Source organism: Mycolicibacterium sp. XJ879, from assembly GCF_053483935.1.
The window spans coordinates 214,401-241,308 of sequence record NZ_JBEFTH010000004.1; the positions used below are offsets into that span (position 1 = coordinate 214,401).

A 26,908-nucleotide genomic window follows, 5' to 3' on the forward strand; every position below is an offset into this window, starting at 1 on the left:
GACCGACGTAGGCTGAGCGGTGATGCGGTACTACTACTCGGCTGATGCGATCCGCGCGGCCGAAGCTCCGCTGTTGGCTTCCCTGCCCGACGGTGCCCTGATGCGTCGCGCAGCCTACGGTCTATCCACCGCGATCGCGCGTGAGCTCGGCGCGATCACCGGCGCCGTTGCCGGCCGCAGCGTCTGCGCGGTCGTCGGCTCCGGCGACAACGGCGGCGACGCGCTGTGGGCCGCGGCCTTCCTGAGAAGGCGCGGCGCGACGGTGACGGCGGTGCTGATGAACCCGGACCGCACCCATGCCGAGGCGCTGGCGGCGTTCACCGGCGCCGGGGGCCGCATCGTGCAAAGCGTGCCGGTGACAACCGATCTGGTGATCGACGGCATCGTCGGGATATCCGGGTCCGGACCGCTGCGCCCCAACGCCGCGGAGGTGTTCGCCGCGGTCGACGCCGCAGGCATCCCGGTCGTCGCGGTCGACATCCCCAGTGGCGTCGACGTGCACACCGGGGCCACCGAAGGCGCGCACGTCACCGCCAAGCTGACCGTCACCTTCGGCGGCCTCAAACCCGCTCACGCGTTGGCCGATTGCGGCCGCGTCGAGCTGGTCGACATCGGTCTGGACCTACCGCCCCCGGACATGTTCGAGATGGAGGCCGCGGACGTCAAGGCACGCTGGCCGGTGCCCGGGGCCAGCGACGACAAGTACACGCAGGGCGTGACCGGGGTGCTGGCCGGATCGGCGACCTACCCAGGCGCGGCCGTGTTGTGCACCGGGGCCGCGGTGGCCGCGACGTCGGGCATGGTGCGCTACGCCGGAACCGCTGGGCAACAAGTGCTTTCACACTGGCCGGAGGTCATCGCCACACCCAGCGTCAGCGCGGCCGGCCGGGTGCAGGCGTGGGTGGTCGGCCCCGGGCTGGGCACCGACGACGCCGGCGCCTCCGCGTTGTGGTTCGCCCTGCAGACTGAGCTGCCGGTGATCGTCGACGCCGATGCGCTGACCATCGTCGCCGCCCATCCCGAGATCGTCGCCGAACGTACCGCACCGACCGTATTGACCCCGCACGCAGGCGAATTCGCGCGGCTAGCCGGTTCCCCGCCGGGAGACGACCGCGTCGGCGCTACCCGGGCGCTGGCCGAAAGGCTCGGCGCCACGGTGCTGCTCAAGGGCAACGTCACGGTCATCGCCGAACCTGGCGGACAGGTCTGCCTCAGCCCCGCCCGCGAGTCATGGGCCGCCACAGCGGGATCCGGTGACGTGCTGTCGGGCGTGATCGGCGCGCTGCTGGCCGCCGGCCTGCCCGCCGGTGAAGCCGCCGGCGCCGCGGCGTTCGTCCATACCCGCGCGGCGAGCCTGTCGGCCGTCGATCCCGGGCCGCAGCCCGCGCCCACCTCAGCGTCGCGAATCCTCGCGCACATCCGCAGTGCCCTAGCCAGTTTGTAAGCCAGTTTGTAGTCGAAAGGGTTTCGTTATGTCGCGCAGGCGCAGTTCCGCACCGATTGTCGCACCGGCCTATACGGGACGGCTTGAAATGGCGCCGATCCCGTCGCTGCGGCTGCCCGACGAGTCGATGCCCCCGGACGCGGCCTACCGGTTCATCCACGACGAGTTGATGCTGGACGGCAGTTCCCGGCTGAACCTCGCCACGTTCGTCACGACGTGGATGGATCCGCAGGCCGAGAAGCTGATGGCCGAGACGTTCGACAAGAACATGATCGACAAGGACGAATATCCGGCGACCGCCGCGATCGAGCAGCGCTGTGTGTGCATGGTGGCCGACCTGTTCCACGCCGAAGACCTACGCGACGACGATCCGTCCAGCGCCGTGGGCGTGTCGACCATCGGCTCCAGCGAGGCCGTCATGCTCGCCGGACTCGCGATGAAGTGGCGCTGGCGTGACCGCGTCGGCAAAGATTGGAAAGGGCGTACCCCCAACCTGGTGATGGGCTCCAACGTGCAGGTGGTGTGGGAGAAGTTCTGCCGCTACTTCGACGTCGAACCGCGGTATCTGCCGATGGAGAAGGGCCGCTACGTCATCACCCCGGAGCAGGTGCTGGATCACGTCGACGAAGACACCATCGGCGTGGTCGCCATCCTGGGCACCACATACACCGGCGAACTCGAGCCGATCGGGGAGATCTGCGCCGCCCTGGACAAGCTCGCGGCCGGCGACGGGGGAGTGGACGTGCCCGTGCACGTCGACGCGGCCAGCGGCGGCTTCGTGGTGCCGTTCCTGCACCCGGACCTGCAATGGGACTTCCGGCTGCCGCGGGTGGTGTCGATCAACGTCAGCGGCCACAAGTATGGGCTGACCTACCCGGGCATCGGGTTTGTGGTGTGGCGCAGCGCCGAACACCTGCCCGAGGACCTCGTGTTCCGGGTCAACTACCTCGGCGGCGACATGCCGACGTTCACGCTGAACTTCTCCCGGCCCGGCAACCAGGTGGTCGGCCAGTACTACAACTTCCTGCGCCTCGGCCGCGCGGGATACGGCCAGGTCATGCAGAGCTTGTCGCAGACCGCGCGCTGGCTCGGCGACCAGCTGCGCGACAGTAAACATTTCGAGGTGATCACCGACGGGTCGGCGATCCCGGTGGTCAGCTTCAAGCTGTCCGGCGATTTCGGCTACACCGAGTTCGACATCTCACACACCCTGCGCGCCTACGGCTGGCAGGTACCCGCCTACACGATGCCGGACAACGCCAACGACGTCGCCGTGCTGCGCGTCGTGGTGCGAGAGGGCTTTTCCGCCGACATGGCCCGCGCGTTACGCGACGATCTGACCACCGTTTTGGATCATCTCGACGAGCTCAAACCCGGCGGGCACTTCAACGGGGTGCAACCCTTCGCGCACTGACGCGTTCAGCTGTCGTCGAGTAGCCGCCAGGTCGTCAACGCGACGCTGGCCCGCAGCAGCCCGCCGGATTCGGTGAGGCTGAACCCGAGCGTCTTGCCGAGCTGATCGAGCCTGCGCGCCACGCTGCTGTGGTGCAGGTGGAGCACGTCGGCGGCGCGGCGCAGCGAACCGGTCGTGCAGTACGCATCGAGCGTATCGAGATCGCTTGGCGTGCTTGCCAACCGGGTGACAGCAGCCACATCGGGATGGTCGCGGGCGATGCCTTCAGGCACCTGCGCGAGCAGTGCGACGGCACCGAGCGTGTCGTAGCGCACCACGGGGCGACGGGCGGTGGTGAACCGCAGCGCCGTACGTGCCTCCCGCCACGACCGGGCGGCGTGCTTGGCGACGCCGACGCCCGCGCGCACCCCTGCCGGAAACGCCTCGTCGGCTATTTCCCCGGTCAACAGCACGCCGACATCGCCGAGCTGCGCCGCCTTGACCGGCCGCGCCGGGCACACCATGGCGCCGAGCCGGTCCAACGGCGTCGCTGAACGCACTGCGGCGACGCGGACCGGGCTGCCGGGCGCGAAACCCAGCAGGCGCAACGCGCGGTTTCTGCCCGCATCATCGGTGTCGCCGGCGATGACCAGCTCCACCAGCGCGGGGTCGGCCATCGTGGTCTGCGCTGGGCCGTACCGTTCGACGACGGCGGCCACCGCGATCGCCAGGCGTTCCAATGCCAGCTCGTCGAGGGACCGGACCGGTCCGCAACGCTCCAGCCAAACGGTGCCGATGTCCTCGTCGTCGAGCGTGACGACGGCTTCCGACGACGCGGACTGCGCCGGATCGGACGCCTCGGTGCCGGCGGCAGACATCCGGATCGACTGTCCGGTGGCGTGCAGGCGGATGCCGGCCGTGCACTCGGCCAGGCCCGCCGCGGCCCGCGCCAGCGCGGGCAGATCCACGCGCCTGCGCATCAGCGTGTCGAAAAACGTGACCACCCGCAGCGCGCCTTCGGCGTCGGCGTCCAGCCGCGACAGCCGCGCCACCAACGCTTCCATGCTGTGCAGCGTAGGCGCCGATCGTCGGATGATCACCTGACTATTGCCGACGAATGTCGGATGTCTTGCGGGCGGCAAGCGCCGAGTATGGGAAACATGGACCCCGAACTCGAAGCGTTTCTCGCATTGTTCCCCCCGGCCGAACTGTCCGATCCCGTCGAAGAACGCAAGAACTTCGCCGCGCTGGCCGCCGCGATACCGGTGCCCGACGTCGCCGACCTGGTGGTCGAGGACCGTACGGTGCCCGCCGAACCGGAGGTGCCGATCCGCATCTACCGGCCACCGGGCGCCGAGGCCGCGATCGTCTGGCTGCACGGTGGAGGCTTCGTGATGGGCGACCTGAGCACCGAGCATCCGTGGGCCACCAGGGTGGCCGCCGGATCCGGGGTGACGGTGGTCTCCGTCGGCTACCGGCTGGCCCCGGAGAACCCGTTCCCCGCCGCAATCGACGACGCCTACGCGGTGCTGGAGTGGACCGCGAAGCACGCCGCGGAGCTTGGTGTGGACCCCGACCGGATCGCGGTCGGCGGGCACAGTGCCGGCGCCGCACTCGCAACCGCCGTCGCGCTGCGCGCCCGCGACGAAGGAGGCCCGACAATCCGCTTCCAACTGCTCAACCAGCCCGGCCTCGACGACCGGCAGGAGACCTGGTCGGCACGCAACTTCACCGAAACGCCGTGGATGAACCGGGACAAGGTGACGGCGATCTGGAAGCACTACCTCGGCGGCGCGACCGCAACCCCGTACGCCGCGCCGGCGCGGGCAACGGAACTGTCCGGCCTGCCTGCGGCCTACATCGCGACCGCGGAGTTCTGCCCGAACCGCGACGAAGGCCTCGTCTACGCGATGCGCCTGATGGCGGCCGGCGTCCCGGTCGAGGCACACCAGTGGTCGGGCACCTTCCACGGCTCGCAGGCCATCCTGTCGGCGGAGGTGTCGCAGCGGCAGATCGCCGAACTCGCGGCAGTGCTGCGCCGAGCGTTGCACTGACAGCAGAAGGGATTTCGATATGACGAGGGGACGGTGGCACCGCATCGAAGTCGACGTCCCCAGCGACATCCTGGCGGTCACTGTGCTGGAAAACACTGAGCTCGAGGCGCGGGCGAACGCGTAGGCGGTCGCGCGCGGCGATCCAGACCACCCGTCTGGGACAATCGGCCGTAGTGACATGAGCATGCACACGACCGAGCTGACGACATCCGCCGCCGCGCCCGCCCAGGCGGTGGTGGATCTCGACGCCATCGCCCACAACGTGCGGCTGCTGCGCGAGCTGGCAGGATCCGCGCAGGTGATGGTCGTCGTGAAGGCGGACGGATACGGTCACGGCGCCGCCCAGGTCGCCCGGACCGCCTTGGCCGCAGGTGCTACCGAACTGGGTGTCGCCACCGTCGGCGAGGCGGTGGCGTTGCGGCGCGACGGGGTCACCGCGCCCGTGCTGGCGTGGCTGCACCCGCCCGGCACGGACTTCGCGCCCGCGCTGAACGCCGGCGTCGAGATCGGGCTGTCGTCGGTGCGCCAACTCGACGAGCTGCTCGACGCGGTCGAACGCACCGGAGCCGCCGCGACGGTCACCGTGAAGGTCGACACCGGGCTGAGCCGCAACGGCTGCAGCCCGTCGGACTATCCCGCGCTGCTGACCGCGTTGAAGCGCGCACACGTCGACGGCGCGGTGCGGCTACGCGGCCTGATGTCGCATCTGGTGCACGGCGACTGCCCCGAGCATCCCCTCAACGCCCAGCAGGGTGAACGTCTGACCGACATGCTGCGGTACGCGCGCGAGCAGGGTGTGGCGTTCGAGATCGCGCATCTAAGCAACTCGCCTGCCGCGATGACGCGCCCGGACCTGGCGTTCGACCTCGTCCGCCCGGGCATCGCCGTCTACGGGCAGACCCCGATCCCCGAACGCGGCGACATGGGCCTGCACCCCGCGATGACGCTGAAATGCCCTGTGACGCTTGTTCGATCGATACGCGCCGGGGACGGGGTCTCCTACGGGCACACCTGGATCGCCGAGCGCGACACCACGGTTGGGTTGATCCCGATCGGGTATGCGGACGGGGTGTTTCGAGTGTTGAGTGGGCGCATCGACGTGCTGATCAACGGTCGGCTGCGACCCAACGTGGGCCGGATCTGCATGGACCAGTTCGTGGTCGATCTGGGCCCCGACACGGATGTGGCCGAAGGCGACGACGCGATTCTGTTCGGGCCAGGCACACATGGCGAGCCCACCGCGCAGAACTGGGCGGATCTGCTGGGCACCATCAACTACGAGGTGGTCACCAGCCCGCGCGGCCGTGTCGTCAGGACTTACCGCGGAACCCAACAGGCAGGCACGAACCGTTGACGGACAACGAAATCGAGCCACCAGACGACCGTGGTGCGGGTGGCCGCTGGTTGGCGGGCGGGGCCGGGCTGACCGCAGTCGGCACGGCTGCGGGGTTCTCGGTCGCCCGTTCGCTGCGCCGCCGGCTCAGTGTCGATGACCCGTACGCATACGAAGACTTCACCCTGCTCGACGCCGACCGCGGCTATGTGGTCACCACACCCGACGGTGTGTCGCTCGCCGTGCGCGAGGTTGGCCCCAAAGACGCATTTCTCACCGTCGTATTCGCGCACGGGTTCTGTCTGCGCATGGGCGCCTTCCACTTTCAGCGGGCCCGGCTCACCGAGCAGTGGGGCGATCAGGTGCGCATGGTGTTCTACGACCAGCGTGGCCACGGCCGGTCCGAGGAGTCCGCACCCCAGGAGTACACGGTCGAGCAACTGGGCCGTGACCTGGAGGCCGTGCTCGCGGTGATGGCACCGCAGGGCCCGGTAGTGCTGGTCGGACACTCGATGGGCGGGATGACCGTGCTGTCCCACGCCCGCCAGTACCCGCAGCGCTATCCGACACGCATCGTCGGCGCCGCGCTGATCTCCTCTGCGGCCGAAGGTGTCTCGCGATCACCGCTCGGCGAGATCCTGAAGAACCCGGCGCTGGAGGCGGTGCGCTTCGCCGTGCGCTACGCGCCCAAGGCCGTGCACCGCACCCGCGGCGTCGCCAAGTCGGTGATCGCGCCGATCCTGCGCGCGGCATCCTACGGTGACGAGGAGGTCAGCCCCAGCGTCGTGGCGTTCTCCGAGCAGATGATGCACGACACGCCGATAGCGACCGTGGTGGAGTTCCTGCATGCCCTCGAGGTACACGACGAATCCGAGGGGCTGGCCACCCTGGCGAAAGTGCCCACGTTGATCGCCTGCGGTGACCGCGATCTGCTCACGCCGAAGGAGTACTCCGAAGACATGGCGGCCGCGCTGCCCAAGTCCGAGTTGGTGATCGTGCCCGGCGCAGGGCATCTGGTGCAACTCGAACAGGCCGACATCATCGACGACGCGCTGGTGCGGATGGTCGAACGGGCCACTCCCTCCAAGCTCGTCGCGCTTACCCGCCGCGTCGTCGAACGGGTCCGCAACCGTGACTGAACGTGCCCCCGGCACAGCGGAATTACCCACTGCCGAAGACACCGCCGCACTGGGCGCACGGCTGGGCGCGCAGCTGCGCGCAGGGGATGTGGTGGTGTTGTCGGGACCGCTGGGTGCGGGGAAAACGGTGTTGGCCAAGGGAATCGCAGAGGCGATGGACGTCGATGGTCCGGTCATCTCACCGACGTTCGTGCTCGCGCGCGTGCATCGTGCCCGAAAACCCGAGGCACCGGCGATGATTCACGTCGACCTGTACCGGCTGCTAGATCAGCCTTCGGTCGACCTGCTGGCCGAGCTGGACTCGCTGGATCTGGACACCGACCTCGAGGACGCCGTCGTGGTCGTCGAATGGGGTGAAGGTCTTGCCGAGCGGCTCTCCGACAGCCACCTCGACGTGCGGCTGGAACGCGGCTCGGACAGCGAAGTGCGCACCGCGGTATGGGACTGGAGCGCACCATGAGCCTTGTGGTGCTGGCCATCGACACCGCCACCCCGGCCGTCACCGCGGGCGTGGTGCGCCTCGATACGGCGGCGCATGTGTTGGCGCAGCGGGTGACCGTCGACGCCCGCGCACATGCCGAACAACTGACCCCCAACGTGGTGGCAGCGCTGGCCGACGCACAGGTCACCTTCGATGAGCTGAACGCCGTCGTCGTGGGCTGCGGCCCCGGGCCATTTACCGGGCTGCGGGTCGGGATGGCCACCGCGGCGGCGTTCGGGCATGCGCTGGGGGTGCCCGTGCACGGTGTCTGCAGCCTGGACGCCATAGGCGTCGAAACCACCGGTGAGGTGCTGGTGGTCACCGACGCCCGCCGTCGCGAGGTGTACTGGGCGCGTTACCGCGACGGCGTACGCATCGACGGGCCGGCGGTCAACGCCCCCGCCGATGTGCCGGGCGCGGCTGACATCCTGGCCGGACCCGCGCTGTATCCGACGCCGGCGGGGCTGGTGCGAGCCGTCGCGGACTGGTCGGCCGAACCGGCCCCGCTGATCCCGCTCTACCTGCGACGCCCCGACGCCAAACCGTCGGCAGCGCCCCGATGAACGTCGAATACGGCAAGCTGACCCCCCGCGACGCGGCCCGGTGCGCGGAGCTGGAGGCGCAGCTGTTCGACGGTGACGACCCCTGGCCGACGCGGGCGTTTCTGGCCGAGCTGGCGGCCAAGCACATCCACTATGTCGCGGCGCGCGCGCAGGACAAGCTCGTCGGCTATGCCGGCATCGCGCGGCTCGGCCGAAAACGACCCTACGAGTACGAGATCCACACCGTCGGCGTTGACCCCGCCTACCAGGGGCAGGGCATCGGCAGGGAGCTGGTCGCGCGGCTGCTCGAAATTGCATCGGACGCAATGGTTTTCCTTGAAGTTCGCACCGACAACGAGGCCGCCATCAAACTGTACGAGAGCTTGGGGTTCGTCATCGTCGGCGTGCGCAGGCGCTACTACCGCGTCAGCGGCGCCGATGCCTATACGATGAGACGAGATCCCTCATGACTGTCATCCTGGCCATCGAAAGCTCCTGCGACGAAACCGGAGTCGGCATCGCACAACTCGATGCCGACGGCACGGTGACGTTGCTCGCCGACGAGGTGGCCTCCAGCGTCGACGAACATGCCCGGTTCGGCGGCGTCGTCCCCGAGATCGCCAGCCGGGCGCACCTGGAGGCGCTGGGCCCGACGATGCGCCGCGCGCTGGAGGCGGCCAACGTCACCAAACCCGACGTCGTCGCGGCCACCATCGGCCCCGGTCTCGCCGGTGCGCTGCTGGTGGGAGTGGCTGCGGCCAAGGCCTATTCGGCCTCGTGGCAGGTGCCGTTCTACGCGGTCAACCATCTGGGTGGGCACCTGGCCGCAGACGTCTACGACCACGGCCCGCTTCCCGAGTGCGTGGGTCTGCTGGTGTCGGGCGGGCATACCAACCTGCTGCACGTGCGGTCGCTGGGTGAGCCGATCGTCGAGCTGGGCAGCACCGTCGACGACGCCGCGGGGGAGGCCTACGACAAGGTGGCGCGGCTGCTCGGGCTCGGCTATCCGGGCGGCAGGGTGCTCGACGACCTGGCCCGCACCGGCGACCGCGACGCGGTCGTCTTCCCGCGCGGCATGACCGGCCCGCGCGACGATCCCTACGCGTTCAGCTTCTCCGGGCTCAAGACCGCGGTGGCCCGCTATGTCGAAAGCCATCCCGACGCCGCGCAGGCCGACGTGGCGGCGGGTTTCCAGGAGGCCGTCGCCGATGTGCTGACCCGCAAAGCCGTGCGCGCCGCGACCGCGCTCGGGGTCAAGACGCTGCTGATCGCCGGTGGGGTGGCGGCCAATTCGCGGTTGCGCGAGCTGGCCGAGGAACGCTGCGCGGCCGCCGGGCTGACGTTGCGCATACCGCGGCCGCGGCTGTGCACCGACAACGGCGCGATGATCGCGTCCTTCGCTGCGCACCTGATCGCCGCCGGTGCGACGGCGTCGCCGCTGGATGTGGCCAGCGACCCGGGCCTTCCGGTGCTGCAGGGACAGGTCGCGTGAGCACGGACGACAAGCTCGCCGTCACCGAGCTGCTGTACCGCTATGCCGAGCTGATCGACGCCGGCGACTTCGAGGGGGTCGGGCGGCTGCTGGGCAGGGGACGGTTCATGGGGGTGGCCGGCGAGGAAAACATCGCCGGTCTCTTCGCCGCCACGACCCGTCGCTTTCCGGAGCACACCAACACCCCACGCACCCGGCACCTGGTGCTCAACCCCATCGTGGAGGTGGACGGTGACACCGCGCAGGCCCGCTCGACGTTCTGCGTCGTACAGGCCACCGACACCATTGCGCTGCAGCCGATCGTCGTGGGCCGCTACCGAGACAGCTTCGCCCGGGACCGCTCCGGCTGGTATTTCACCGACCGCCACGTCGACATCGAGTTGCTCGGTGACGTGTCCGATCACCTGCTGCCAGGAATTAGGCAGAGGGGTGACCTTGAGTGCTAGCACTCTCATGTATAGAGTGCTAGGTGGCAGGCGGCCAACCCCCTGTGCCGGCACCCGCGACGACGGCTCCTGGGCACGGACGCTATGCCGAACACCTGGTAACACTGGAATCTCTAGATCCGGGGCCTGGCCCCGGATCTACTACCCGAACCACTGGAGGGCTCCATCGTGGCGAGCGTGAACATCAAGCCACTCGAGGACAAGATCCTCGTACAGGCCAACGAGGCCGAGACCACGACCGCTTCCGGTCTGGTCATTCCCGACACCGCCAAGGAGAAGCCGCAGGAAGGCACCGTCGTCGCAGTCGGCCCTGGCCGCTGGGATGAGGACGGCGAAAAGCGGATCCCGCTGGACGTGTCGGAGGGCGACACCGTCATCTACAGCAAGTACGGCGGCACCGAGATCAAGTACAACGGCGAGGAGTACCTGATCCTGTCGGCCCGCGACGTGCTGGCTGTCGTCAACAAGTAAGCGCCCGTGTACCGCCCCGGAAATCCCCGTTCCAACGGGTGATCTCCGGGGCGGCATGCGTAACTAGGGAAAGACATCCATGAGCAAGCAGATTGAGTACAACGAAACTGCGCGCCGCGCACTGGAAGCGGGCGTAGACAAGCTCGCCGACGCAGTTCGCGTGACCCTCGGGCCGCGTGGCCGACACGTCGTGCTGGCCAAGGCGTTCGGCGGACCGCAGATCACCAACGACGGCGTGACGATCGCGCGCGAAATCGACCTCGAGGATCCGTTCGAAAACCTCGGCGCGCAGCTGGTGAAGTCCGTCGCAACCAAGACCAACGACGTCACCGGCGACGGCACCACCACCGCGACGGTGCTCGCCCAGTCCCTCGTCAAGGGCGGGCTGCGCAACGTCGCCGCCGGCGCCAACCCGATCGCGCTGGGCCAGGGCATCGCCAAGGCCGCCGACGCGGTCTCTGAAGCGCTGCTGACGTCGGCCACACCGGTGTCCGACAAGCAGGGCATCGCCCAGGTTGCCACCGTCTCGTCACGCGATGATGAGATCGGTGAGATGGTCGGTGAGGCGATGACCAAGGTGGGCCACGACGGCGTCGTCACCGTCGAGGAGTCCTCGACGCTGAACACCGAACTCGAGATCACCGAGGGTGTCGGCTTCGACAAGGGCTTCCTGTCCGCATACTTCATCACCGACTTCGACGCCCAGCAGGCGGTGCTCGAGGACGCGCTGGTGCTGCTGCACCGCGAGAAGATCAGCTCGCTGCCCGACCTGCTGCCGCTGCTGGAAAAGGTCGCCGAAGCCGGTAAGCCGCTGCTGATCATCGCCGAAGACGTTGAGGGCGAAGCGCTTTCAACGTTAGTGGTGAACTCCATCCGTAAGACGCTGAAGGCCGTCGCGGTCAAGGCGCCGTTCTTCGGTGACCGCCGCAAGGCGTTCCTCGAGGACCTCGCGATCGTCACCGGAGGGCAGGTCGTCAACCCCGACGTGGGCCTGGTGCTCCGTGAGGCCGGCCTCGACGTGCTGGGCACCGCGCGGCGCGTCGTCGTCGACAAGGACAGCACCGTCATCGTCGACGGCGGCGGCACCAAGGACGCCATCGATGGGCGCGCCCAGCAGTTGCGCGCCGAGATCGAGGCCAGCGACTCGGACTGGGACCGCGAGAAGCTCGAAGAGCGGCTGGCCAAGCTGGCCGGCGGGGTGGCCGTCATCAAGGTCGGCGCGGCCACCGAGACGGCGCTCAAGGAGCGCAAGGAAAGCGTCGAGGACGCGATCGCGGCGGCCAAGGCTGCGGTCGAGGAAGGCATCATCGCCGGTGGCGGGGCAGCGCTGGTGCGTGCCCGCGCAGCCACCGACAAGCTGCGCGAAAGCCTCTCCGGCGACGAGCGGCTGGGTGTCGACCTGTTCGCCGCGGCGCTGTCAGCACCGCTGCACTGGATCGCCACCAACGCCGGGCTCGACGGTTCGGTGGTGGTGAGCAAGGTCCTGGAACTTCCTGAGGGACAGGGCTTCAACGCCGCGACGCTGAGCTACGGCGACCTGGCGGCCGCCGGCATCGTCGACCCGGTCAAGGTGACCCGTTCGGCGCTGATGAACGCGGCCTCGGTCGCGCGGATGGTGCTCACCACCGAGACCGCGGTTGTTGACAAGCCCGAGGAGCCCGAGGACGACGGCCACGGCCACGGTCACCACGGCCACGCGCACTAGGCACGGAGACGAGGCACCCCCGGTCCGCTTGGGCCGGGGGTGTTTTCGGTTTCGGCGAGCATGCCGCCCAGGATGATGTGAGTCAATCTTTGTTGCTCAAGGCGATGGTGGGTCATCCCCGAGAGTCGGTTCCAGGATGAGGTCGGCTCCGAGCGAAAGCCAAGAATCGTGAACTTCGAGGTGGTGGATAGTAACTTCGCCATTGCGGCATGTGAGCGAGTCGATGATCCCTTGCCCAGGCTGGATATCACTTACGGTTTCGCCATCACAGTCGAATTCCCGGCCTCCGGCGTCGACAGCCTTCTGATTGTCGCCGGCGTATGACCACGAACGGTCTCCGATGTTCACAACCCGCAGCTTTCCAGCGTGTCCGTTCCAGGAAAGCAGGGTGAACTCCAGCTTGCCGTCCCGTACGGGCGGCAGGTGCAGCTCGTCGATCGGCTCGCTGTCTTTACCGCCTAGTGCGGAAAAGACGATCACCAACCCTACGACTGCAGCGACGCTGCCAGCGACCCACTTGACCACAGCATCGGAATTGGATCGACCAACGCCCTGAGTCGCTGATGTTGGCGCGCCTGCCCTGCGTACGGTCCATTTTGTGCCGTCCCAGTAGATGGATTGGCCGGGATTTGAGGGGTCTGGATACCAACCAGGCGGGGGTGACGGCGTGCTCATGACTGCAGGACAGTAGCAAACGACTCGCTGTCGGTTGGCGCCACCGTGGTTCGCCGTCGAGGATGTTGAATCGGTGGCCTCGAGCCTGGGCCAACTCTTGGTTCACGAAAAATCACGGGCACAAAGACTGGCCCATTCCGCTCTGCGCCAATGAGTTTGGCTGCAGCCGCGGCAGCCCGTGTCTCGCCCAACCACTCTGTAGGTGGTGGCGTCCGTTGGTTGGCTGAACTGGATGACCGGTACGGGCGCCGTTTCGGTAGTAGTGGCACATCGTAAACTCCCGAGACGGCGGTGGTGGAGAAGCCGGAGGAAGATAGACGACGGCCACGGCCACGGTCCCCACGTCCACGCGCACTAGTTCGTAGTTCGGCGAAACACCCCCGTCGTCGCGGCCGGGGGTGTTTTCGGTTTCGTCGAGCATGGGCCGGGTCTGGTGGTGGGTGGAACGGACTGATGTGGCCCGCGCCGCGCTCGTCGCGGTCGCGAAATCTGCACCACCCAACGGTCGAAGGCATACGCTGCACATCAAGGCACATCAAGTCTTCGGGCAACGAAACGAGGAACGATGCCCTTGAAGTGTTGGTCTCAAGCAGCCGCCGCGGTGTTCGTCTCGGCGGCCGCAATCGCGTATGTCTCACCGGCGGCGGCCGCGCCGCTGGATCCCATCCCGGGAAACGGGTTTTTTCTGGTCGGGCCCGACATCGCGCCAGGCCTCTACCATTCGGACGGAACGGCCTCGGTGTTCGGCGTCTGGATCAACGACGTGCCGACACAGGACTCGATGTGTGTCTGGTTCACTTACAGCACACCCGATGCGAACAAGGACAACGTCCTCGCGACGAACATCTCCATGGGTCCGATGTATGCGAACATCAACTCGACCGTCAAGGCCTTCGAGTCGCTCAATTGTCAACCCTGGACGCGGGTCCGCTGACCGAACCCACTGCAGCAGAGGGTAATAGGCGGTAACGAATCACCCCCGGTCCGACAGGGAACCGGGGGTGTCTTCGAGCGCGGAACTAGTTGCCGCCCCTCAGCAAGCCGTGGACGGCGAACCTCACCAACCCGTTGGCGGCCGACAATGTGGACTGCGTGGCTGGCACCGTCGCCTGAACGGCGTCGTTGAGCGACCCGACGCCGCTCTGCAGACCCTTGTTGTTTTGGTCGACGATGCTCTGCAAGCCCTTGTTGTTCTGGTCGACGACGCTCTGCAGGCCCTCGTTGTTGATTTCCGTGATGCCCTGCAGGCCCTTGTTGTTCTGGTCGACGATGTTCTGCACGGCGCCGTTCGTGCCGCCGACGACGTTCTGCACCGCGTCGTTGGCGCCGTCGACGACCGAGCCGAGAAGGCCTCCGAGACCGCCATCGGCGAACGCGACACCTGCGGGCCCGCCGACCATCAGGCCGCCGGCCACTAGCCCCACCCCGAGCGCCTTTACCGCCTTGTGCTTAGCCATGTTCCTCCCTTGACCTCCTGTGTGAGGCTGGCTCAGGACCGAACCAGCCATTTGCCAATGATAGCTTCCAGCAAGCAAAGATCAATATGTCCCCAAGTATTGAAGAACTATTAATGCCGGTACATGCGGTATAGATCCACATGGTCACATATCACAGCAAATTGAACATGCAAGTTAAATATTTACTGGGCCGTAAGTGGACCGTTAGCTGCGTACCGGGCCGATTTGGCCAGTTCGGGGACGCCGGTATAGCCTGGGTCGCGTGATCAGCGTGTGTGCCGGCTATTGGCGCTTTATCAAGGCTCCGGGTGGGGCCGATAGAGCGCAGCACTAAGCACGCGTCCACCCGGAGCCCAGGCAGTGACCATCAGGTCGCTGCCTTTCGTCGTTAAGAGGGCGCCGGAGATTCACCCAGGTGCCCAGTCAAGAAAGGCACTACCGAGATGAACCTGGCGCAGACCGCCACCCCGCCTGCCACGTCTGACCGGCGCGTCCGCAGTTTCAGCGAGATCCCCAGCCCGCACGATGTGCTCACCGAGTTCCCGCTCGGTGCCCGGCGTGCGGAGCGGGTGGCCCGCGACCGCGACGAGGTGGCCGATATCGTGGCAGGCCGGGACGACCGGTTGCTGGTCGTGGTTGGCCCGTGTTCGGTGCACGACCCGGTCGCGGCACTCGACTACGCCAGCCGGCTGGCCAAGGTGGCCGGGGAACTACGCGATCAGCTCAAGATCGTGATGCGGGTGTACTTCGAGAAGCCGCGCACCACGATCGGCTGGAAGGGTCTGATCAACGATCCCGGGATGGACGGCACCTTCGACGTGGCCCGCGGTCTGCGCATCGCGCGCCAACTGCTGCTCGAGGTCATCGACATCGGGCTTCCGGTGGGATGCGAGTTCCTCGAGCCGACCAGCCCGCAGTACATCGCCGACGCGGTCGCGTGGGGCGCGATCGGTGCCCGCACCACCGAATCGCAGGTGCACCGCCAGCTGGCGTCGGGGCTGTCGATGCCCGTCGGGTTCAAAAACGGCACCGACGGCAACATCCAGGTCGCGGTCGACGGCGTGAAAGCCGCTGCGGCCCAACATGTTTTCTTCGGTATGGACGACACCGGCCGCGGCGCCCTGGTGAACACCGCAGGCAACGACGACTGCCACGTGATCCTGCGCGGCGGCACCGGCGGGCCCAACTACGACGCCGAGTCGGTGAGCGCCACCGCCGCCAAGCTCACCGCGGCGGGTCTACCCGGTCGGGTAGTGGTCGACTGCAGCCACGCCAACTCCGGTAAGGACCACGTCCGCCAGGCCGCCGTCGCCGCCGAGGTCGCACAGTTGGTCCGCGACGGGGTGCCGGTCAGCGGCGTGATGCTGGAGAGCTTCCTGGTCGGTGGCGCCCAAGCCGCCGAGGCCCGTCCGCTGACCTACGGGCAGTCGGTCACCGACAAGTGCATGGATTGGCCGACAACCGAGTTGGCGTTGCGCGAGCTGGCCAACCGCGGCTAGGACGCGCGGCTCGGCGTACTCAACGTGGTGGGCTGCCGACTTCAGTTCGCTTCCGAACCCGCGTACCGATCGAATCTCACACGCAACCGTTCGGGACCGTTGGCGATTCCCGCCGCCCATCGGACATCGGCGGGATCGACAAGGCGCATGTTCGTAAGCCGCTTGAACAGTTCGTCGAACGCGATCGCGATCTGGATCCGGGCAAAGTGCGCACCCAGACAGCGGTGAATGCCCAAGCCGAACCCCATGTTGCCGGGCCGGCGGACGTCGAATTCCAGGCGGTCGGCGTTCTCGAACTGGTCCTCATCCCGGTTGGCCGAGTCGTATCGGATCAGAACCTGCTCACCGGCGGCGAGATGGGTGCCAGCCACTTCGACGTCTTTGGTGATGCGACGTCCAAGACACCCAACCGGAGATGAGTGCCGGATGAACTCGTCCAGATCTTGGCGGACCCAGCGTGGATCGCGCAGCCGCTGTTCGAGGTCGGGTTCATTGGCGACATGCCAGGCGATCGATCCCAGGGCGCCGCGGGTGGTGTCCAGGCCACCGAGGAACAACACGGTCATCACGCCCAACCGCTCGTCTTCGGTCAATGGCCGATGGTCGGGGCCGATTGTGCCGGTGGTCACCGCGTTGAGAACATCGTCACGGTCGACGGGATTGTCTTCTCGTTCGGCGAGATACTGGCCAGCCAGTACCGCGAGCTCGAAGAACGCTTCATCGGTGGCCTCGGCGGCCACCCGAATCACGATGGATGCCGCCTGCGCCATCTTGGCCGGGTCTTGTTCGTTGAACGCAATTTTGGCCAGGGCGTTACCGACAAACGGCGCGGCGTAGTCCTCGATGAAGTCGAACTCACCCTTGTCGATGAAGCCGTCGATCAGCGCCTGCGCCTCGCGTCGTAGTTCGGGCTCGTACCGCAGCAGGTACGTCCGGGTGAACAGGGGATTCAACAACCGCCGCAGTTCGGTCTGGAAGGGCGGATCGGCATCCAGCGGATTCAGCGGCACCGGCGAGGCGCCACGTGGATTCACACCTGTGGACGAGAAGGTTTCGGTATCCTCCAGCACCCTGCGTGCGTCCTGGTACCGGGTGACCACGTACTGACCTCCGCCGTCGGCCGACGTGTGAAACACCGGGCATTTACGTCGCGCGTAGGCGAAGACGTCCCACTTGACGGCCTCGTGGTCCGGAGCCCACATGTCGTAGTGGTCGAGGATGTCTTCTGGCGCTGGGGGCGTGGTGGTCAAATGTCCGCTCCTGATATCGATCCGACCGTACCAGCGTAAACGATCAACGTTGGATTTTACAAGGTGAAAGCGGATTCGGTTGGGCGTTTCCATGCCGAAATATCCCTTTAGACAAAACCGAACGACGTTTGCTAATCTGCGTTTCCATGCCGGTTCGTCGGTCGGACGCGGTTGAACAGGTTGTTGAGATGGAGGTGCGGCCGTGAAGGTGACGATCGACGATCAACGGTGCCAGGGACACGCCCGGTGCGTGACGATCTGCCCGGACGTCTTCGGCATGGACGACGACGGCAAGGGCCGGGTCCTAGAATCCGTTGTCCCAGAGCACCTTAGGGACGAAGTCGATGAGGCGGTACTGGCCTGCCCCGAATCTGCCATCACAACGGAGGGCTGAGCGCGTCAGCCGCTGTGGCGGTCAGGAGTCGGCCTGCTCGACCACGCCTTGTCGTTCGAGCTCGTCGATGCGGCTGTCGCGGACCCCGAAGCGGCGCAGCACCGCTCTGGTGTCCTGGCCGATGGCTGCCACCCGTTGACGAACCGGAGGTGCGAAGCCCGACAAGCGAGGCGCGGGAGCTGGCTCAAGCAGGTTACCGTTACGGTACACAGTTTTTCGGCTTTGCAGGTGGGGATCATCCGCAAGCTCGTCCAGTCGCAGGACGGCGCTACCGCACCCGTCGACGACAGAAAACTCCTTTGTCCACTCAGCACGTGTTCGCGCGGCGAAACAGGAGGCGAATATGTCGCGAAGATCATCCCAGTTCGCTCGATCCGATCGGTCGGGCAGTTCGTTGATGTCCAGACCCAGAGTGGAAACCATCTGAGCGTAGAAGCGGTCTTCGATGGCTCCGACGGCGAACCATCCTCCATCGGAGCAACGGTACGCAGCGTAGTGCGGTGCCCGGCCGCTGAGCAACGATGTGCCCGGCCCGTGCCAAAGGCCTGCGCTGAATTCGGCGAGCTGCGCCGACAACAGCGCAGCGGCTCCGTCGACCATCGCCGCGTCGACGATTTGGCCTCGCCCCGTCGCCTGCCGCTCGATGAGCGCCAGGGTGATACCCAGGACGGTCGACATGGATCCAGAAGCGAAGTCTCCGAGTAGATTTAGTGGTATGGCGGGTCCGTTCTGTTCGTCACCCAGCGTGCCGAGAAGACCCGCCGACGCCAGGTAGTTGATGTCGTGGCCCGCCGACTGTGATAGGGGCCCGTTTTGCCCGTAGCCGGTCAGTCGGGCGTAGACGAGCCTGGAACTGATGGCCATCAACTCGTTGGGGCCCAACCCACGCCGTTCCATCACCCCGGGTCGGAAGCCTTCCAGGAAGACATCGGCTTGAGTTGTCATGTGCCGGATCAACTGCGCGCCGTCCGGCCTTCTGATGTCGACGACGATCGACTGCTTGCCTCGAGAGAAGAACTGGGACGGATCGAAGTTCTCGCGGGGCCCGGGCCGGCTGATGCTGACGACCTCCGCGCCAAAGTCGGCGAGCATCATCGAGCAGAACGGGCCGGGGCCGAGTGCACTGACGTCCAGCACGGTGATTCCCGCCAGCGGACCGACGTTAGGGTGATGCGACGTCACAGTGGGGGGCTCCTGATGATTCGGTTGTAGCGGATTGGACGTCGTTGTGCTGCAGTCTATTGATGATCTCGGCTGTGTGCTGGCCGAGCCGCGGCGCACCGCGACGCACTCGTCCCGGTGTGGAGCTGAGTTTCGGCACCACTCCCGGCATCGCCACGGGCTCGCCGTTTAGTCCGGGCTCGGGCAGATGGATGATCATTTCGCGTGCGGCATAGTGCGGGTCTGCGGCGATGTCGTCAGCTTTGTAGATAGGACCGGCTGGCACGCCGGCTTCGGCAAGTTGCGCCAATGCCGTTGCGGCGTCGAGGTGGGCGCTCCACATCGCGATAGCGGTATCGAGTTCCGTCTGCGCGGCGCCGCGGCCGGTGTGGGTGAGATAGGGGGAATCCTCTGCCAACCAGTCATCGTGGCCGATCAGTGTGGCAAGCCGTCGGAATACCGAATCTTGGTTTGCGCCAATGATGATCCACTGGCCGTCGCGGGAAGGATAGACATTCGACGGTGCCACGCCCGGCAGGAGGGCGCCGGTCGGTTGGCGGATCTTGCCGAGCTTCTGGTACTCGGCGAGGGTGGATTCCATGTACATCCACATCGCCTCGTACAGTGCGACGTCGATTACCTGGCCGCGGCCCAGTCCTCCGGGACGGTCGCGCGCCCACAGCGCCATCAGCGCACCAGTGAAGCCCTGGGTGGCGGCCAGCGCGTCACCGATCGAGATGCCGACTCGCACGGGTGGTCGGTCCGGTTCGCCAGAGAGATGCCGAAAGCCACTCATCGCCTCGGCGACCGATCCGAAGCCGGCCCGGTCGCGGTAGGGCCCGGTCTGGCCGAATCCGGTGATTCGAACCATGATGAGCCGGGAGTTTTCACGGTGCAATTTCTCGAATCCCAGTTCCCAGCGCTCCATCGTGCCCGGCCGGAAGTTCTCGACGACCACATCGGCGGTGCGGGCAAGTTCACGGAACGTCGATTGCCCCGTCGCCGTGCGGAGGTCGAGTTCGACGGACTTCTTGCCACGCCCGATGATCGACCAGTACAGCCCGACCCCCTTGTACAAGCCGCCCCATGTCCGCATGGGGTCGCCAACGCCGGGTGGTTCGATCTTGATAACCTCGGCGCCGTGGTCGGCGAACAGATGCCCGCAGAACGGTCCGCCGATGATGTGTCCGACTTCCAGGACGCGTAAGCCCTTGAGTGCGCCGCTGTTCGGCTGATCAGCGGCAACGGGTTCGGCTGTCACGTCGCCACCCTGTCGAGGGGGTAGGGCAGATCGTCCGCAAGCACCCCGCCCATCAGCTTGGGGCCGGGGGTAAACGTTGCCGGCATGGCGATGTAGCCATTCACCAGCGGAACGGTGGGGTAGGCGACCACCTTGTCACGTCGGATTCGATAGTCGGGCAGGCGGCGCAGGACCTCGCGCAGTAGCAGGGTCATCTCCTGTACCGCGACATATGTCCCGATGCAGCGGTGCATGCCTGAACCGAACGAGAGATGGCGGTTGCGTTGCCGATCCAGGTGGACCTCGGCGGGGTCGTCGAACACCTCCGGGTCGGCATTGGCCGAACCCAACGCCAGCAGGACGCGGTCTCCGGGTTCGAGGTCCACGTCATGAACCGTCACGGGGTTGGCGACAGTACGGGCCACACCGGTGCTCGGACTGGTATACCGGATCAACTCGTCGACGGCAGCCGGGACGCGGCTGAGGTCCTCGCGCAGCCATTCCCACTTGTCTCGATGCTCATCGAAGAAGAGGAAACTATTGGCAATCAGCGCGGTGGTCGTGTCGATGCCGCCGTTGAGCAGCATAAAGATCATCTCGACGGCGATGTCCTCGCTGATCGGTTCACCGTCCTCCTGGCCGTCGAGGAGTTGCTCGATCACGCTGTCGTCACCGCGCCGCTGCGACTGCCGATCACGCACGATCGCACGGATGTCGTCCAGCATTTCCCCGACCGCACTGGCCGAGCCCTTCTCACGGTATGCCGCCTTGTGCAGCGTCGTCGCGTAGAACTCCCAGTTCGTCAGCGGTAGACCCAGGTAATCGACCGTGATCAGGGCGGGAGTCGGATTCGCGAGGTCGTCGACGAAATCGATTGACCCTCTCTCGATCACGCGGTCCACACACCATGACACCAGCGCCTGCATGCGCGGCGCGTAGTCGTTGACCGCCTTCTTGCTGAACCGGCCGGCGATGATCTTGCGTAACGTCTGGGACCGGGGCGGATCCATCTCCATCATGCCCATTCGAACGGGGTTCGTCGGAATGGTTACCCCGCCGGGAATGGTCTCACCGGTACCGACATCAAGGCCGCGGCCACAGCGAAAGTTCTGCGGATCGTGCAGAATCTGCTGGACGGAACTGAAGTCGGTCGCGATGTAGAAGCCCCCGAATTCGTCGCTATGTGCGACAGGGCATTTCGCGCGCATCTCGGCATACTGCTCACGCCAGTGGGTGGCGAACTCGGGAGAGTGGTGGTTGAACTGCATCGCGACGACTCCTCAACGTGGATATGGGGCGGGGAGCCCGCAAAACACAATATCTAACACTGTTTGGAACATCAAGATACCTCAGCCGTCTTGGCCCGGAATTCGGTGTTGCAGCTTCTGAGTGGAACGTTCATAGGGCAGCCAGGTTGGCGGCCCGTTCCACGGCATTCACCACATCAGGGCGGATTTTCCGAATGGGCATCGACGACGGCCGCACTAACCGTATAGTGTTGGATTAAATTGGATCTCGGAAAGGTCGGTGTACCCAAACATGTTCCACCGGATTCGGCATGACCCGGATCTACACGCCAGCCCGGTCGTTGAGGCACCGTGTGAGTTGTCGGCGGCATTCGCCGCGCGGACAACGCGCAGGGCGCAGGTGGAGCGGCACACCGACCGGACCGCAATGAGTTCTTGATGGGTGTACGTCCGCAGGTCGCAGTCATCGGCGCCGGTGTCGGCGGAATCGCGTGCGCGTACCGGTTGAACCGCGCTGGATTTCAGACCACGGTGTTCGAAAAGTCCAATGCCGTGGGCGGGCGGACACGCACGGTCTGGCGCAACGGCTTCGGATTCGACACCGGAGCCGGTGCGTTGCCGTCGACCAGCCGTGAAGTCCGGTCGCTGCTGCAGAGCTTGAACGTCGAGGACGAGATCGAAAAGCGCGGGGCGACCATCGGTGTGTACCGGCAGGGAAGCATCGAGCGGATCCGGCGCCGGCAGCCGCGGAGTCTGTTGCGGTTCGGCGCGCTCAGCACATCCTCCAAAGTGTCGTTGTGGCGGTTCGGCGTGGATCTGGCGAGAATGTATCGGGCGATCAACCCGATAGATCTGTCCACCGCCGCACCGTTCGACACCCAGACGGTGCGCGACTACGCCGAGTCACGGTTCTCCGGGGAGGTCTTCGACTATCTTCTTGCGCCGCTTACCCGGGCGCTGTTCTTGGTGGAGCCGGAGCGGACATCGGTCGTGGATCTGTTCGCCGCCGCGAAAGCACTCCTGGTGGGAAACAGCCTATGGACCCATCGGGACGGTGTTGCATTCTTCGCCGAGCGTGCCGCACGCGGGTTGAATGTGCACCTGGAGACCGAAGTCGACGGGGTTGTCGAGGACGATCAGGGCGTGCAGGTGAGTTGGCGGGCCGGCGGTAGCGAACACCGGCGGTGTTTCGACGCCGCGGTCCTTGCCATTCCAGCACCCGACGTCGTGCGGATACACAGCGCGCTTGATTGCGACCGTCGTACCTATCTCGAGGCGTTGGACTACTCGTCGTCGATTGTGGTCAACGTCGGCGTCGGGCGCGCACCGGCCGAAGAGTCCTCGATGGTTTTGGTGCCCCGGTCCGCCCAACCGGACCTGCCCGTCGTCGCGCTCGGTCACAATCTCGCGCCAGGACGTGTGCCGCGCAACGCCGGTATTCTCACCGCTTTCTGGACGAGTGAGTGGTCCCGGCGGCACTGGGGTGACGACGACGCGTCCATTGTCGCCGCCACCCGACAGGCGGTGAACGACCTCTTCCCGGGCTGGTGCGAGGATGTGCGGGAATCGTGTGTTTCGAGATGGTCGCAGGCTTTGGTCGCGAGCCGGCCGGGGACCTACGCCGACCTGCGTGCATTCGCGGAGCGCAGCCGACGCGATCGCCGCATTCAGTTGGCGGGCGATTACCACGCGCAGACGAGTATCAATGCCAGTGTCGGCGCGGGGCAGCGAGCTGCTGGCGAGCTGGTGCGAATACTACGGAAAGAGCACTGATGTCTGGCAACGCACGACCGAGGGCGGTCGTCATCGGATCCGGCATATCCGGATTGGCCGCAGGGTTTCGCCTACACCGCGAGGGGTTTGCGGTCACAGTCTTGGAACGAGAACCGACAGTCGGCGGCAAGATGAGCAGCATCCGCCGAAGCGGATTCACGATCAATCGAGCGGCCAATATCCTGCCGTCGTCGTATGCGGCGATCAGGAGCCTGATCCGCGAACTCAACCTGTCGGCAGAGATCGACGACGTCCAAGGCCTGCTCGCAATCCCCAGAGGGGGCTGGCTGCATCGCATCCGGTCTACCGGTGCTGCCATGGTGGCCGATGGTCTCCGTACGGATCTACTGTCCGTACGAAGCAAGCTCACCGCACGAAACCTGGTGATCGACGGCCTACGGATGAAGAAGTACCTCAGCTACGAAAACCTGGGTGCCGCAGCGCGCTTCGACATCGAGACGGCCGCACAATACTGTGAACGCCGACTGACCCCGGAACTCGAAGAGTTTCTGGTCAACCCGATGCTGAGGGCCCTGTACTGCGCCGAATCACACGAGCTCTCCGTCGTCGACTTTTTCTTTGCCGCGGTGAACTTCGTCGGTTCGGGATTCATGAATTACCAGGGGGGCATCGGATTCGTCGTCGATGCGATTGCCGGTCGACTCGATGTCGTCACGGATGCCGAAGCCGTCAACGTCACCGAGCGTGACACCGATGTCGTGGTGACGTACGCGGTCGACGGGGTCGAGTCCACCATCGTGGCGGATGCCTGTGTGATCGCCACCCCGGCCACCGAAGTGCCGAAATTGTTTCCTCAGCTTAATGCCGGTCAACAGGACATTCTGCGCGACCGTCTGGAGTACGGGACGGCCTACGCCGCGCACTTCGCGTTGTCGCGTAAGCCGGACGAAGAAGCGATGGTGATACCGGTGCCCGCGTCGCTGGATCACGGCCTATGCGTAGTTGTCCTGCCGCACAACTACAGTCGATGCGCAGCGCCGCACGACAAGGGAATCGTCAGCACCTATTGGTTGGGTAGCTGGTGCAAGGAGCGCGGTGACATCGCAGACGACGCGTTGGCCGCGCAGATGCTCCAGTCCGTCGAAAAGGTGTTGCCAGGGGTGTCCCGCGATGTGGAGTTCAGCCACATCGAGCGGTGGCAACCCGCCGTCATCCGCAGCTACCCCGGTATGTACTCCTACGTTCAGGACCTCGTCGACCTGATCGATCATCGGTCTCGGGTCCAGCTGGCAGGGGACTATATGAGCGCATCGAGCACCAACGGATGTGCGGCCTCGGCGGAACTCGCCGCACAGCGGGTGATCCGGGCGGTTCGGTGAGCACCACCGCAGTTCCCTCCATTTGCCTCGGCTCCCATCCCCCCGATGCCGACGTGCTGTCGGAAATCGAGCGGCGGGTGCTCTGGTTGTCGACGGCGATGGTCCATCACGCCAACCGGGTTCGGCACAATTCGTCCGGTTTGAAGGTCGGTGGCCATCAGGCTTCCTCGGCATCGATGGTGTCGATCATGACGACGCTCTGGTTCGGTCAACTACGGCCGGAAGACCGGGTTTCGGTGAAGCCGCACGCATCCCCGGTCCTGCATGCGATCAACTATCTCATCGGTGAGCTCGATGAAGTGCATCTGACCACGCTTCGCGAATTCGGTGGCCTACAGAGTTATCCCAGCCGGGCCAAAGACCCGGACCCGGTTGACTATTCGACCGGCTCGGTCGGAATCGGGGCGACAGCTCCGATCTGGGGTGCGATCGCGCGGCGTTACGTTCATTTCAGGTTCGGCGACGCCGCCGGGATCGTCCGAGACGACCGGTCGGCGGGTGCGACGCTGGGCCGACAGTACTCCCTGGTCGGTGATGCCGAGCTGGACGAGGGGGCGGTATGGGAGGCGATTCTCGATCCTGCCGTAGCCGAGTTGGGCGAGCTGGTCTGGATCGTGGATATGAACCGGCAGTCGCTGGACCGTGTCGTTCCACTGATAGCCGCAGAGCGGTTGGCGCGGATGTTCGGCGCCGCCGGCTGGCAGGTGATCACCTGCAAGTTCGGCAGATTGCTGGAATCGTTGTTCACCCGTCGCGGGGGAGCAGCGTTGCGGGACCGAATACTGACCATGCCCAATGCCGAGTATCAACGGCTGCTGCGACATGACCCCGACCAGCTGCGGGACGTGCTGCCGGGGAAAGGGCGCGACAGCGCCGAGATCAGGCGGCTGATTGCCGATCTCGACGACGTAACCCTGTCGGCGGCGGTCAGGGATCTGGGCGGCCACGACCTGGATCGGTTGCGCGAGGCATTCGCGCAGATCGACGACACCCGCCCGACAGTGATTGTCGCCTACACCATCAAGGGATATGGTCTGCCGACACAGGGACATCCGCAGAATCATTCGTCACTGTTGTCAGTGGCCCAATACGAGGAACTCGCCGACGCCCTGGCGATGGATCCGGACCATCCGTGGCGGCGATTCGACGACAAGACCCCCGCGGGACGGCTGTGTGCCGCGACGCGGAAGCGGTTGCAACGTCCGCAGATTTCGGATCCAACACCCCCGCCGGTCCCTGGTGACTTCGGGCGCACACCGTCCGGGGTGACCACAACGCAAGCCGCGTTCGGTCGCGCTCTGCTGGATCTCACCCGGGAGGCGCCCGACGTCGCCGGGCGGGTCGTCACCGTGAGCCCCGATGTGAGCTCGACAACCAATCTCGCCGGCTGGGTGAACAAGGTGGGCGTGTGGTCGCTGATTGAGCGCCGTAATTGGTTCGACGACGACGGCGAAACTCTCCTACACTGGCGCGAGAAGCCGACCGGGCAGCACATCGAACTCGGGATCGCTGAGACAAATCTCGTGGGCCTGATCGGTGAACTGGGCGCGACCTGGAGCCGTTGGGGCCAGACCCTGTATCCGATTGGTGTGCTCTACGATCCGTTTGTCGAACGTGCTTTGGAGCCGTGGTCCTTCAGCATTTATGCCGGCGGGCAGTCGATACTTGTCGGGACGCCGTCAGGCGTGACGTTGGCTGCCGAAGGTGGCGCACACCAGTCGATCAAGACCCCGTCGGTCGGGCTCGAACAGCCTGGATGTATCAGCTACGAGCCGGCATTTGCCGTCGATACCGAATGGATCTTGTTGTCCTGCTTGGCCCGCATGGGCCGGCCCGGCGGTAGTTCATCGTACTTGCGGTTGTCGACCCGCCCCGTCGATCAGACTCTGGGTGCGGTACCGACCGATCCGGCGGCGCGCGAGCGGCGCCGGCGTCAGGTCATCGCCGGGGCCTATCCGCTGCAACGGGCGACGGAGCCGGCGGTGACGCTGGTTGCGATGGGTGCGATGGTTACCGAAACCCTGACCGCGGCCGAAAGTCTCCGCCGGCAGGGCATCGGCGCCGATGTCGTCTGTGTCACCAGCCCCGGGTTGCTGTTCGAGGCAGTGCAGGCGCGTCGCGGCTTCTGCGAGGCCCCCACCTGGATTCTCGAGCAGGCATTTCCCGTAAAGCGGCGCGCGCCGATGGTCACCGTTCTGGACGGACATCCGCACACCCTGGCGTTCCTGAGCAATGTGAATCGCGTCGCGGGCGCGGCGCTGGGTGTCAGCCGCTTCGGCCAGTCCGGCGACCTCGACGATGTCTATCGCCACCATGGGATCGACGCGAACAGCATCGCGCGTGCCGCCCTCGACCTCATCTGCTGACGGTAA

General features: G+C 66.0%; 25 protein-coding genes and 1 pseudogene. 18 read left to right on the plus strand and 8 right to left on the minus strand.

Going from position 1 to position 26,908, the window contains the following annotated elements; all coding sequences use genetic code 11:
• Window positions 1-22: 22 nt before the first annotated feature.
• Complete coding sequence (locus ABQF13_RS11555; RefSeq protein ID WP_448392879.1) at window positions 23-1,444, plus strand: NAD(P)H-hydrate dehydratase; 1,422 nt, start codon at window positions 23-25, stop codon at window positions 1,442-1,444.
• Window positions 1,445-1,472: 28 nt separating this feature from the next.
• The gene (locus tag ABQF13_RS11560) at window positions 1,473-2,858 is read left to right on the plus strand and encodes a glutamate decarboxylase (RefSeq protein WP_448392880.1); all 1,386 of its coding nucleotides are present in this window, start codon (window positions 1,473-1,475) and stop codon (window positions 2,856-2,858) included.
• A gap of 5 nt (window positions 2,859-2,863) precedes the next feature.
• Here ABQF13_RS11560 and ABQF13_RS11565 read toward each other — a convergent pair whose 3' ends face one another.
• A complete protein-coding gene (locus ABQF13_RS11565; protein ID WP_448392881.1) occupies window positions 2,864-3,901 on the minus strand; it encodes a helix-turn-helix domain-containing protein in 1,038 nt (345 codons plus the stop codon).
• Window positions 3,902-3,997: 96 nt separating this feature from the next.
• Here ABQF13_RS11565 and ABQF13_RS11570 point away from each other — a divergent pair, with 96 nt between their 5' ends.
• From ABQF13_RS11570 to groL, 10 genes are all read left to right on the plus strand, one after another.
• Window positions 3,998-4,891 carry an alpha/beta hydrolase gene (locus ABQF13_RS11570; protein WP_448392882.1) on the plus strand — a complete coding sequence of 298 codons (894 nt, stop codon included), beginning with the start codon at window positions 3,998-4,000 and terminating at the stop codon, window positions 4,889-4,891.
• Between the two features lie 178 nt (window positions 4,892-5,069).
• Window positions 5,070-6,245 carry an alanine racemase gene (alr, locus tag ABQF13_RS11575; protein WP_448392883.1) on the plus strand — a complete coding sequence of 392 codons (1,176 nt, stop codon included), beginning with the start codon at window positions 5,070-5,072 and terminating at the stop codon, window positions 6,243-6,245.
• On the plus strand, window positions 6,242-7,363 hold the full coding sequence (locus tag ABQF13_RS11580; protein WP_448392884.1) for an alpha/beta fold hydrolase: 1,122 nt from the start codon (window positions 6,242-6,244) through the stop codon (window positions 7,361-7,363). The genes alr and ABQF13_RS11580 overlap by 4 nt, the downstream gene beginning before the upstream one ends.
• Window positions 7,356-7,823 carry a tRNA (adenosine(37)-N6)-threonylcarbamoyltransferase complex ATPase subunit type 1 TsaE gene (tsaE, locus tag ABQF13_RS11585; protein ID WP_448392885.1) on the plus strand — a complete coding sequence of 156 codons (468 nt, stop codon included), beginning with the start codon at window positions 7,356-7,358 and terminating at the stop codon, window positions 7,821-7,823. Before ABQF13_RS11580 ends, tsaE begins: the two co-directional genes overlap by 8 nt.
• Window positions 7,820-8,407 (plus strand): tRNA (adenosine(37)-N6)-threonylcarbamoyltransferase complex dimerization subunit type 1 TsaB, encoded by a 588-nt coding sequence (gene tsaB / locus ABQF13_RS11590; RefSeq protein ID WP_448392886.1) that lies wholly within the window; start codon window positions 7,820-7,822, stop codon window positions 8,405-8,407. The genes tsaE and tsaB overlap by 4 nt, the downstream gene beginning before the upstream one ends.
• A complete protein-coding gene (rimI, locus tag ABQF13_RS11595; protein WP_448392887.1) occupies window positions 8,404-8,856 on the plus strand; it encodes a ribosomal protein S18-alanine N-acetyltransferase in 453 nt (150 codons plus the stop codon). Before tsaB ends, rimI begins: the two co-directional genes overlap by 4 nt.
• On the plus strand, window positions 8,853-9,878 hold the full coding sequence (gene tsaD, locus ABQF13_RS11600; RefSeq protein ID WP_448392888.1) for a tRNA (adenosine(37)-N6)-threonylcarbamoyltransferase complex transferase subunit TsaD: 1,026 nt from the start codon (window positions 8,853-8,855) through the stop codon (window positions 9,876-9,878). The genes rimI and tsaD overlap by 4 nt, the downstream gene beginning before the upstream one ends.
• Entirely contained in the window at window positions 9,875-10,324 is a 450-nt protein-coding gene (locus tag ABQF13_RS11605; protein WP_448392889.1) for a nuclear transport factor 2 family protein, read from the plus strand. Before tsaD ends, ABQF13_RS11605 begins: the two co-directional genes overlap by 4 nt.
• A 168-nt stretch (window positions 10,325-10,492) precedes the next feature.
• Window positions 10,493-10,795, plus strand: coding sequence for a co-chaperone GroES (gene groES / locus ABQF13_RS11610; protein WP_046754122.1), 303 nt, complete (start codon window positions 10,493-10,495; stop codon window positions 10,793-10,795).
• 79 nt (window positions 10,796-10,874) lie between these two features.
• Window positions 10,875-12,500, plus strand: coding sequence for a chaperonin GroEL (gene groL, locus ABQF13_RS11615; protein ID WP_448392890.1), 1,626 nt, complete (start codon window positions 10,875-10,877; stop codon window positions 12,498-12,500).
• A gap of 96 nt (window positions 12,501-12,596) precedes the next feature.
• Here the strand turns inward: groL and ABQF13_RS11620 are convergent, their stop codons facing one another.
• A complete protein-coding gene (locus ABQF13_RS11620) occupies window positions 12,597-12,983 on the minus strand; it encodes a DUF4352 domain-containing protein (RefSeq protein ID WP_448393149.1) in 387 nt (128 codons plus the stop codon).
• A gap of 90 nt (window positions 12,984-13,073) precedes the next feature.
• Window positions 13,074-13,175 (minus strand): annotated as a pseudogene (locus tag ABQF13_RS11625) (DUF2510 domain-containing protein); the annotation flags it as partial.
• A gap of 565 nt (window positions 13,176-13,740) precedes the next feature.
• Here ABQF13_RS11625 and ABQF13_RS11630 point away from each other — a divergent pair.
• Complete coding sequence (locus ABQF13_RS11630; RefSeq protein WP_448392891.1) at window positions 13,741-14,109, plus strand: Rv1352/Rv1906c domain-containing protein; 369 nt, start codon at window positions 13,741-13,743, stop codon at window positions 14,107-14,109.
• Between the two features lie 85 nt (window positions 14,110-14,194).
• On the opposite strand, the gene ABQF13_RS11635 is transcribed toward ABQF13_RS11630, so the two are convergent.
• Window positions 14,195-14,632 carry a hypothetical protein gene (locus ABQF13_RS11635; RefSeq protein ID WP_448392892.1) on the minus strand — a complete coding sequence of 146 codons (438 nt, stop codon included), beginning with the start codon at window positions 14,630-14,632 and terminating at the stop codon, window positions 14,195-14,197.
• 443 nt (window positions 14,633-15,075) lie between these two features.
• Between ABQF13_RS11635 and ABQF13_RS11640 the strand changes: the two genes are divergently transcribed.
• Complete coding sequence (locus ABQF13_RS11640; protein WP_448392893.1) at window positions 15,076-16,131, plus strand: 3-deoxy-7-phosphoheptulonate synthase; 1,056 nt, start codon at window positions 15,076-15,078, stop codon at window positions 16,129-16,131.
• 41 nt (window positions 16,132-16,172) lie between these two features.
• On the opposite strand, the gene ABQF13_RS11645 is transcribed toward ABQF13_RS11640, so the two are convergent.
• Entirely contained in the window at window positions 16,173-17,381 is a 1,209-nt protein-coding gene (locus ABQF13_RS11645; protein ID WP_448392894.1) for a cytochrome P450, read from the minus strand.
• A 202-nt stretch (window positions 17,382-17,583) separates the two neighbouring features.
• On the opposite strand from ABQF13_RS11645, the gene ABQF13_RS11650 reads away from it, so the two are divergent.
• On the plus strand, window positions 17,584-17,775 hold the full coding sequence (locus ABQF13_RS11650; RefSeq protein ID WP_448392895.1) for a ferredoxin: 192 nt from the start codon (window positions 17,584-17,586) through the stop codon (window positions 17,773-17,775).
• 21 nt (window positions 17,776-17,796) lie between these two features.
• On the opposite strand, the gene ABQF13_RS11655 is transcribed toward ABQF13_RS11650, so the two are convergent.
• Genes ABQF13_RS11655 through ABQF13_RS11665 form a run of 3 tightly spaced genes read right to left on the minus strand, consistent with a single transcriptional unit; the run spans window position 17,797 to window position 21,444 of the window.
• Window positions 17,797-19,056, minus strand: a complete 1,260-nt coding sequence (locus tag ABQF13_RS11655) for a CaiB/BaiF CoA transferase family protein (RefSeq protein WP_448392896.1) — start codon at window positions 19,054-19,056, stop codon at window positions 17,797-17,799.
• On the minus strand, window positions 18,938-20,197 hold the full coding sequence (locus tag ABQF13_RS11660) for a CaiB/BaiF CoA transferase family protein (RefSeq protein WP_448392897.1): 1,260 nt from the start codon (window positions 20,195-20,197) through the stop codon (window positions 18,938-18,940). The genes ABQF13_RS11655 and ABQF13_RS11660 overlap by 119 nt, the downstream gene beginning before the upstream one ends.
• On the minus strand, window positions 20,194-21,444 hold the full coding sequence (locus ABQF13_RS11665) for a cytochrome P450 (RefSeq protein ID WP_448392898.1): 1,251 nt from the start codon (window positions 21,442-21,444) through the stop codon (window positions 20,194-20,196). Before ABQF13_RS11665 ends, ABQF13_RS11660 begins: the two co-directional genes overlap by 4 nt.
• Before the next feature lie 417 nt (window positions 21,445-21,861).
• On the opposite strand from ABQF13_RS11665, the gene ABQF13_RS11670 reads away from it, so the two are divergent.
• Genes ABQF13_RS11670 through ABQF13_RS11680 form a run of 3 tightly spaced genes read left to right on the plus strand, consistent with a single transcriptional unit; the run spans window position 21,862 to window position 26,902 of the window.
• Window positions 21,862-23,196 (plus strand): protoporphyrinogen/coproporphyrinogen oxidase, encoded by a 1,335-nt coding sequence (locus ABQF13_RS11670; RefSeq protein ID WP_448392899.1) that lies wholly within the window; start codon window positions 21,862-21,864, stop codon window positions 23,194-23,196.
• A complete protein-coding gene (locus ABQF13_RS11675; RefSeq protein ID WP_448392900.1) occupies window positions 23,196-24,536 on the plus strand; it encodes a protoporphyrinogen/coproporphyrinogen oxidase in 1,341 nt (446 codons plus the stop codon). Before ABQF13_RS11670 ends, ABQF13_RS11675 begins: the two co-directional genes overlap by 1 nt.
• Complete coding sequence (locus ABQF13_RS11680; protein WP_448392901.1) at window positions 24,482-26,902, plus strand: thiamine pyrophosphate-binding protein; 2,421 nt, start codon at window positions 24,482-24,484, stop codon at window positions 26,900-26,902. Before ABQF13_RS11675 ends, ABQF13_RS11680 begins: the two co-directional genes overlap by 55 nt.
• Window positions 26,903-26,908: the final 6 nt, after the last annotated feature.

Excerpts from the sequence above, each read along its gene's own strand:
- ABQF13_RS11555 (WP_448392879.1), top strand. The coding sequence starts at position 23 with ATGCGGTACTACTACTCGGCTGATGCGATCCGCGCGGCCGAAGCTCCG.
- ABQF13_RS11560 (WP_448392880.1), top strand. The coding sequence starts at position 1,473 with ATGTCGCGCAGGCGCAGTTCCGCACCGATTGTCGCACCGGCCTATACG.
- ABQF13_RS11565 (WP_448392881.1), bottom strand. The coding sequence starts at position 3,901 with ATGGAAGCGTTGGTGGCGCGGCTGTCGCGGCTGGACGCCGACGCCGAA.
- ABQF13_RS11570 (WP_448392882.1), top strand. The coding sequence starts at position 3,998 with ATGGACCCCGAACTCGAAGCGTTTCTCGCATTGTTCCCCCCGGCCGAA.
- alr (WP_448392883.1), top strand. The coding sequence starts at position 5,070 with ATGAGCATGCACACGACCGAGCTGACGACATCCGCCGCCGCGCCCGCC.
- tsaB (WP_448392886.1), top strand. The coding sequence starts at position 7,820 with ATGAGCCTTGTGGTGCTGGCCATCGACACCGCCACCCCGGCCGTCACC.
- rimI (WP_448392887.1), top strand. The coding sequence starts at position 8,404 with ATGAACGTCGAATACGGCAAGCTGACCCCCCGCGACGCGGCCCGGTGC.
- tsaD (WP_448392888.1), top strand. The coding sequence starts at position 8,853 with ATGACTGTCATCCTGGCCATCGAAAGCTCCTGCGACGAAACCGGAGTC.
- groL (WP_448392890.1), top strand. The coding sequence starts at position 10,875 with ATGAGCAAGCAGATTGAGTACAACGAAACTGCGCGCCGCGCACTGGAA.
- ABQF13_RS11630 (WP_448392891.1), top strand. The coding sequence starts at position 13,741 with ATGCCCTTGAAGTGTTGGTCTCAAGCAGCCGCCGCGGTGTTCGTCTCG.
- ABQF13_RS11635 (WP_448392892.1), bottom strand. The coding sequence starts at position 14,632 with ATGGCTAAGCACAAGGCGGTAAAGGCGCTCGGGGTGGGGCTAGTGGCC.
- ABQF13_RS11640 (WP_448392893.1), top strand. The coding sequence starts at position 15,076 with ATGAACCTGGCGCAGACCGCCACCCCGCCTGCCACGTCTGACCGGCGC.
- ABQF13_RS11665 (WP_448392898.1), bottom strand. The coding sequence starts at position 21,444 with ATGCAGTTCAACCACCACTCTCCCGAGTTCGCCACCCACTGGCGTGAG.
- ABQF13_RS11670 (WP_448392899.1), top strand. The coding sequence starts at position 21,862 with ATGGGTGTACGTCCGCAGGTCGCAGTCATCGGCGCCGGTGTCGGCGGA.
- ABQF13_RS11675 (WP_448392900.1), top strand. The coding sequence starts at position 23,196 with ATGTCTGGCAACGCACGACCGAGGGCGGTCGTCATCGGATCCGGCATA.
- ABQF13_RS11680 (WP_448392901.1), top strand. The coding sequence starts at position 24,482 with ATGTGCGGCCTCGGCGGAACTCGCCGCACAGCGGGTGATCCGGGCGGT.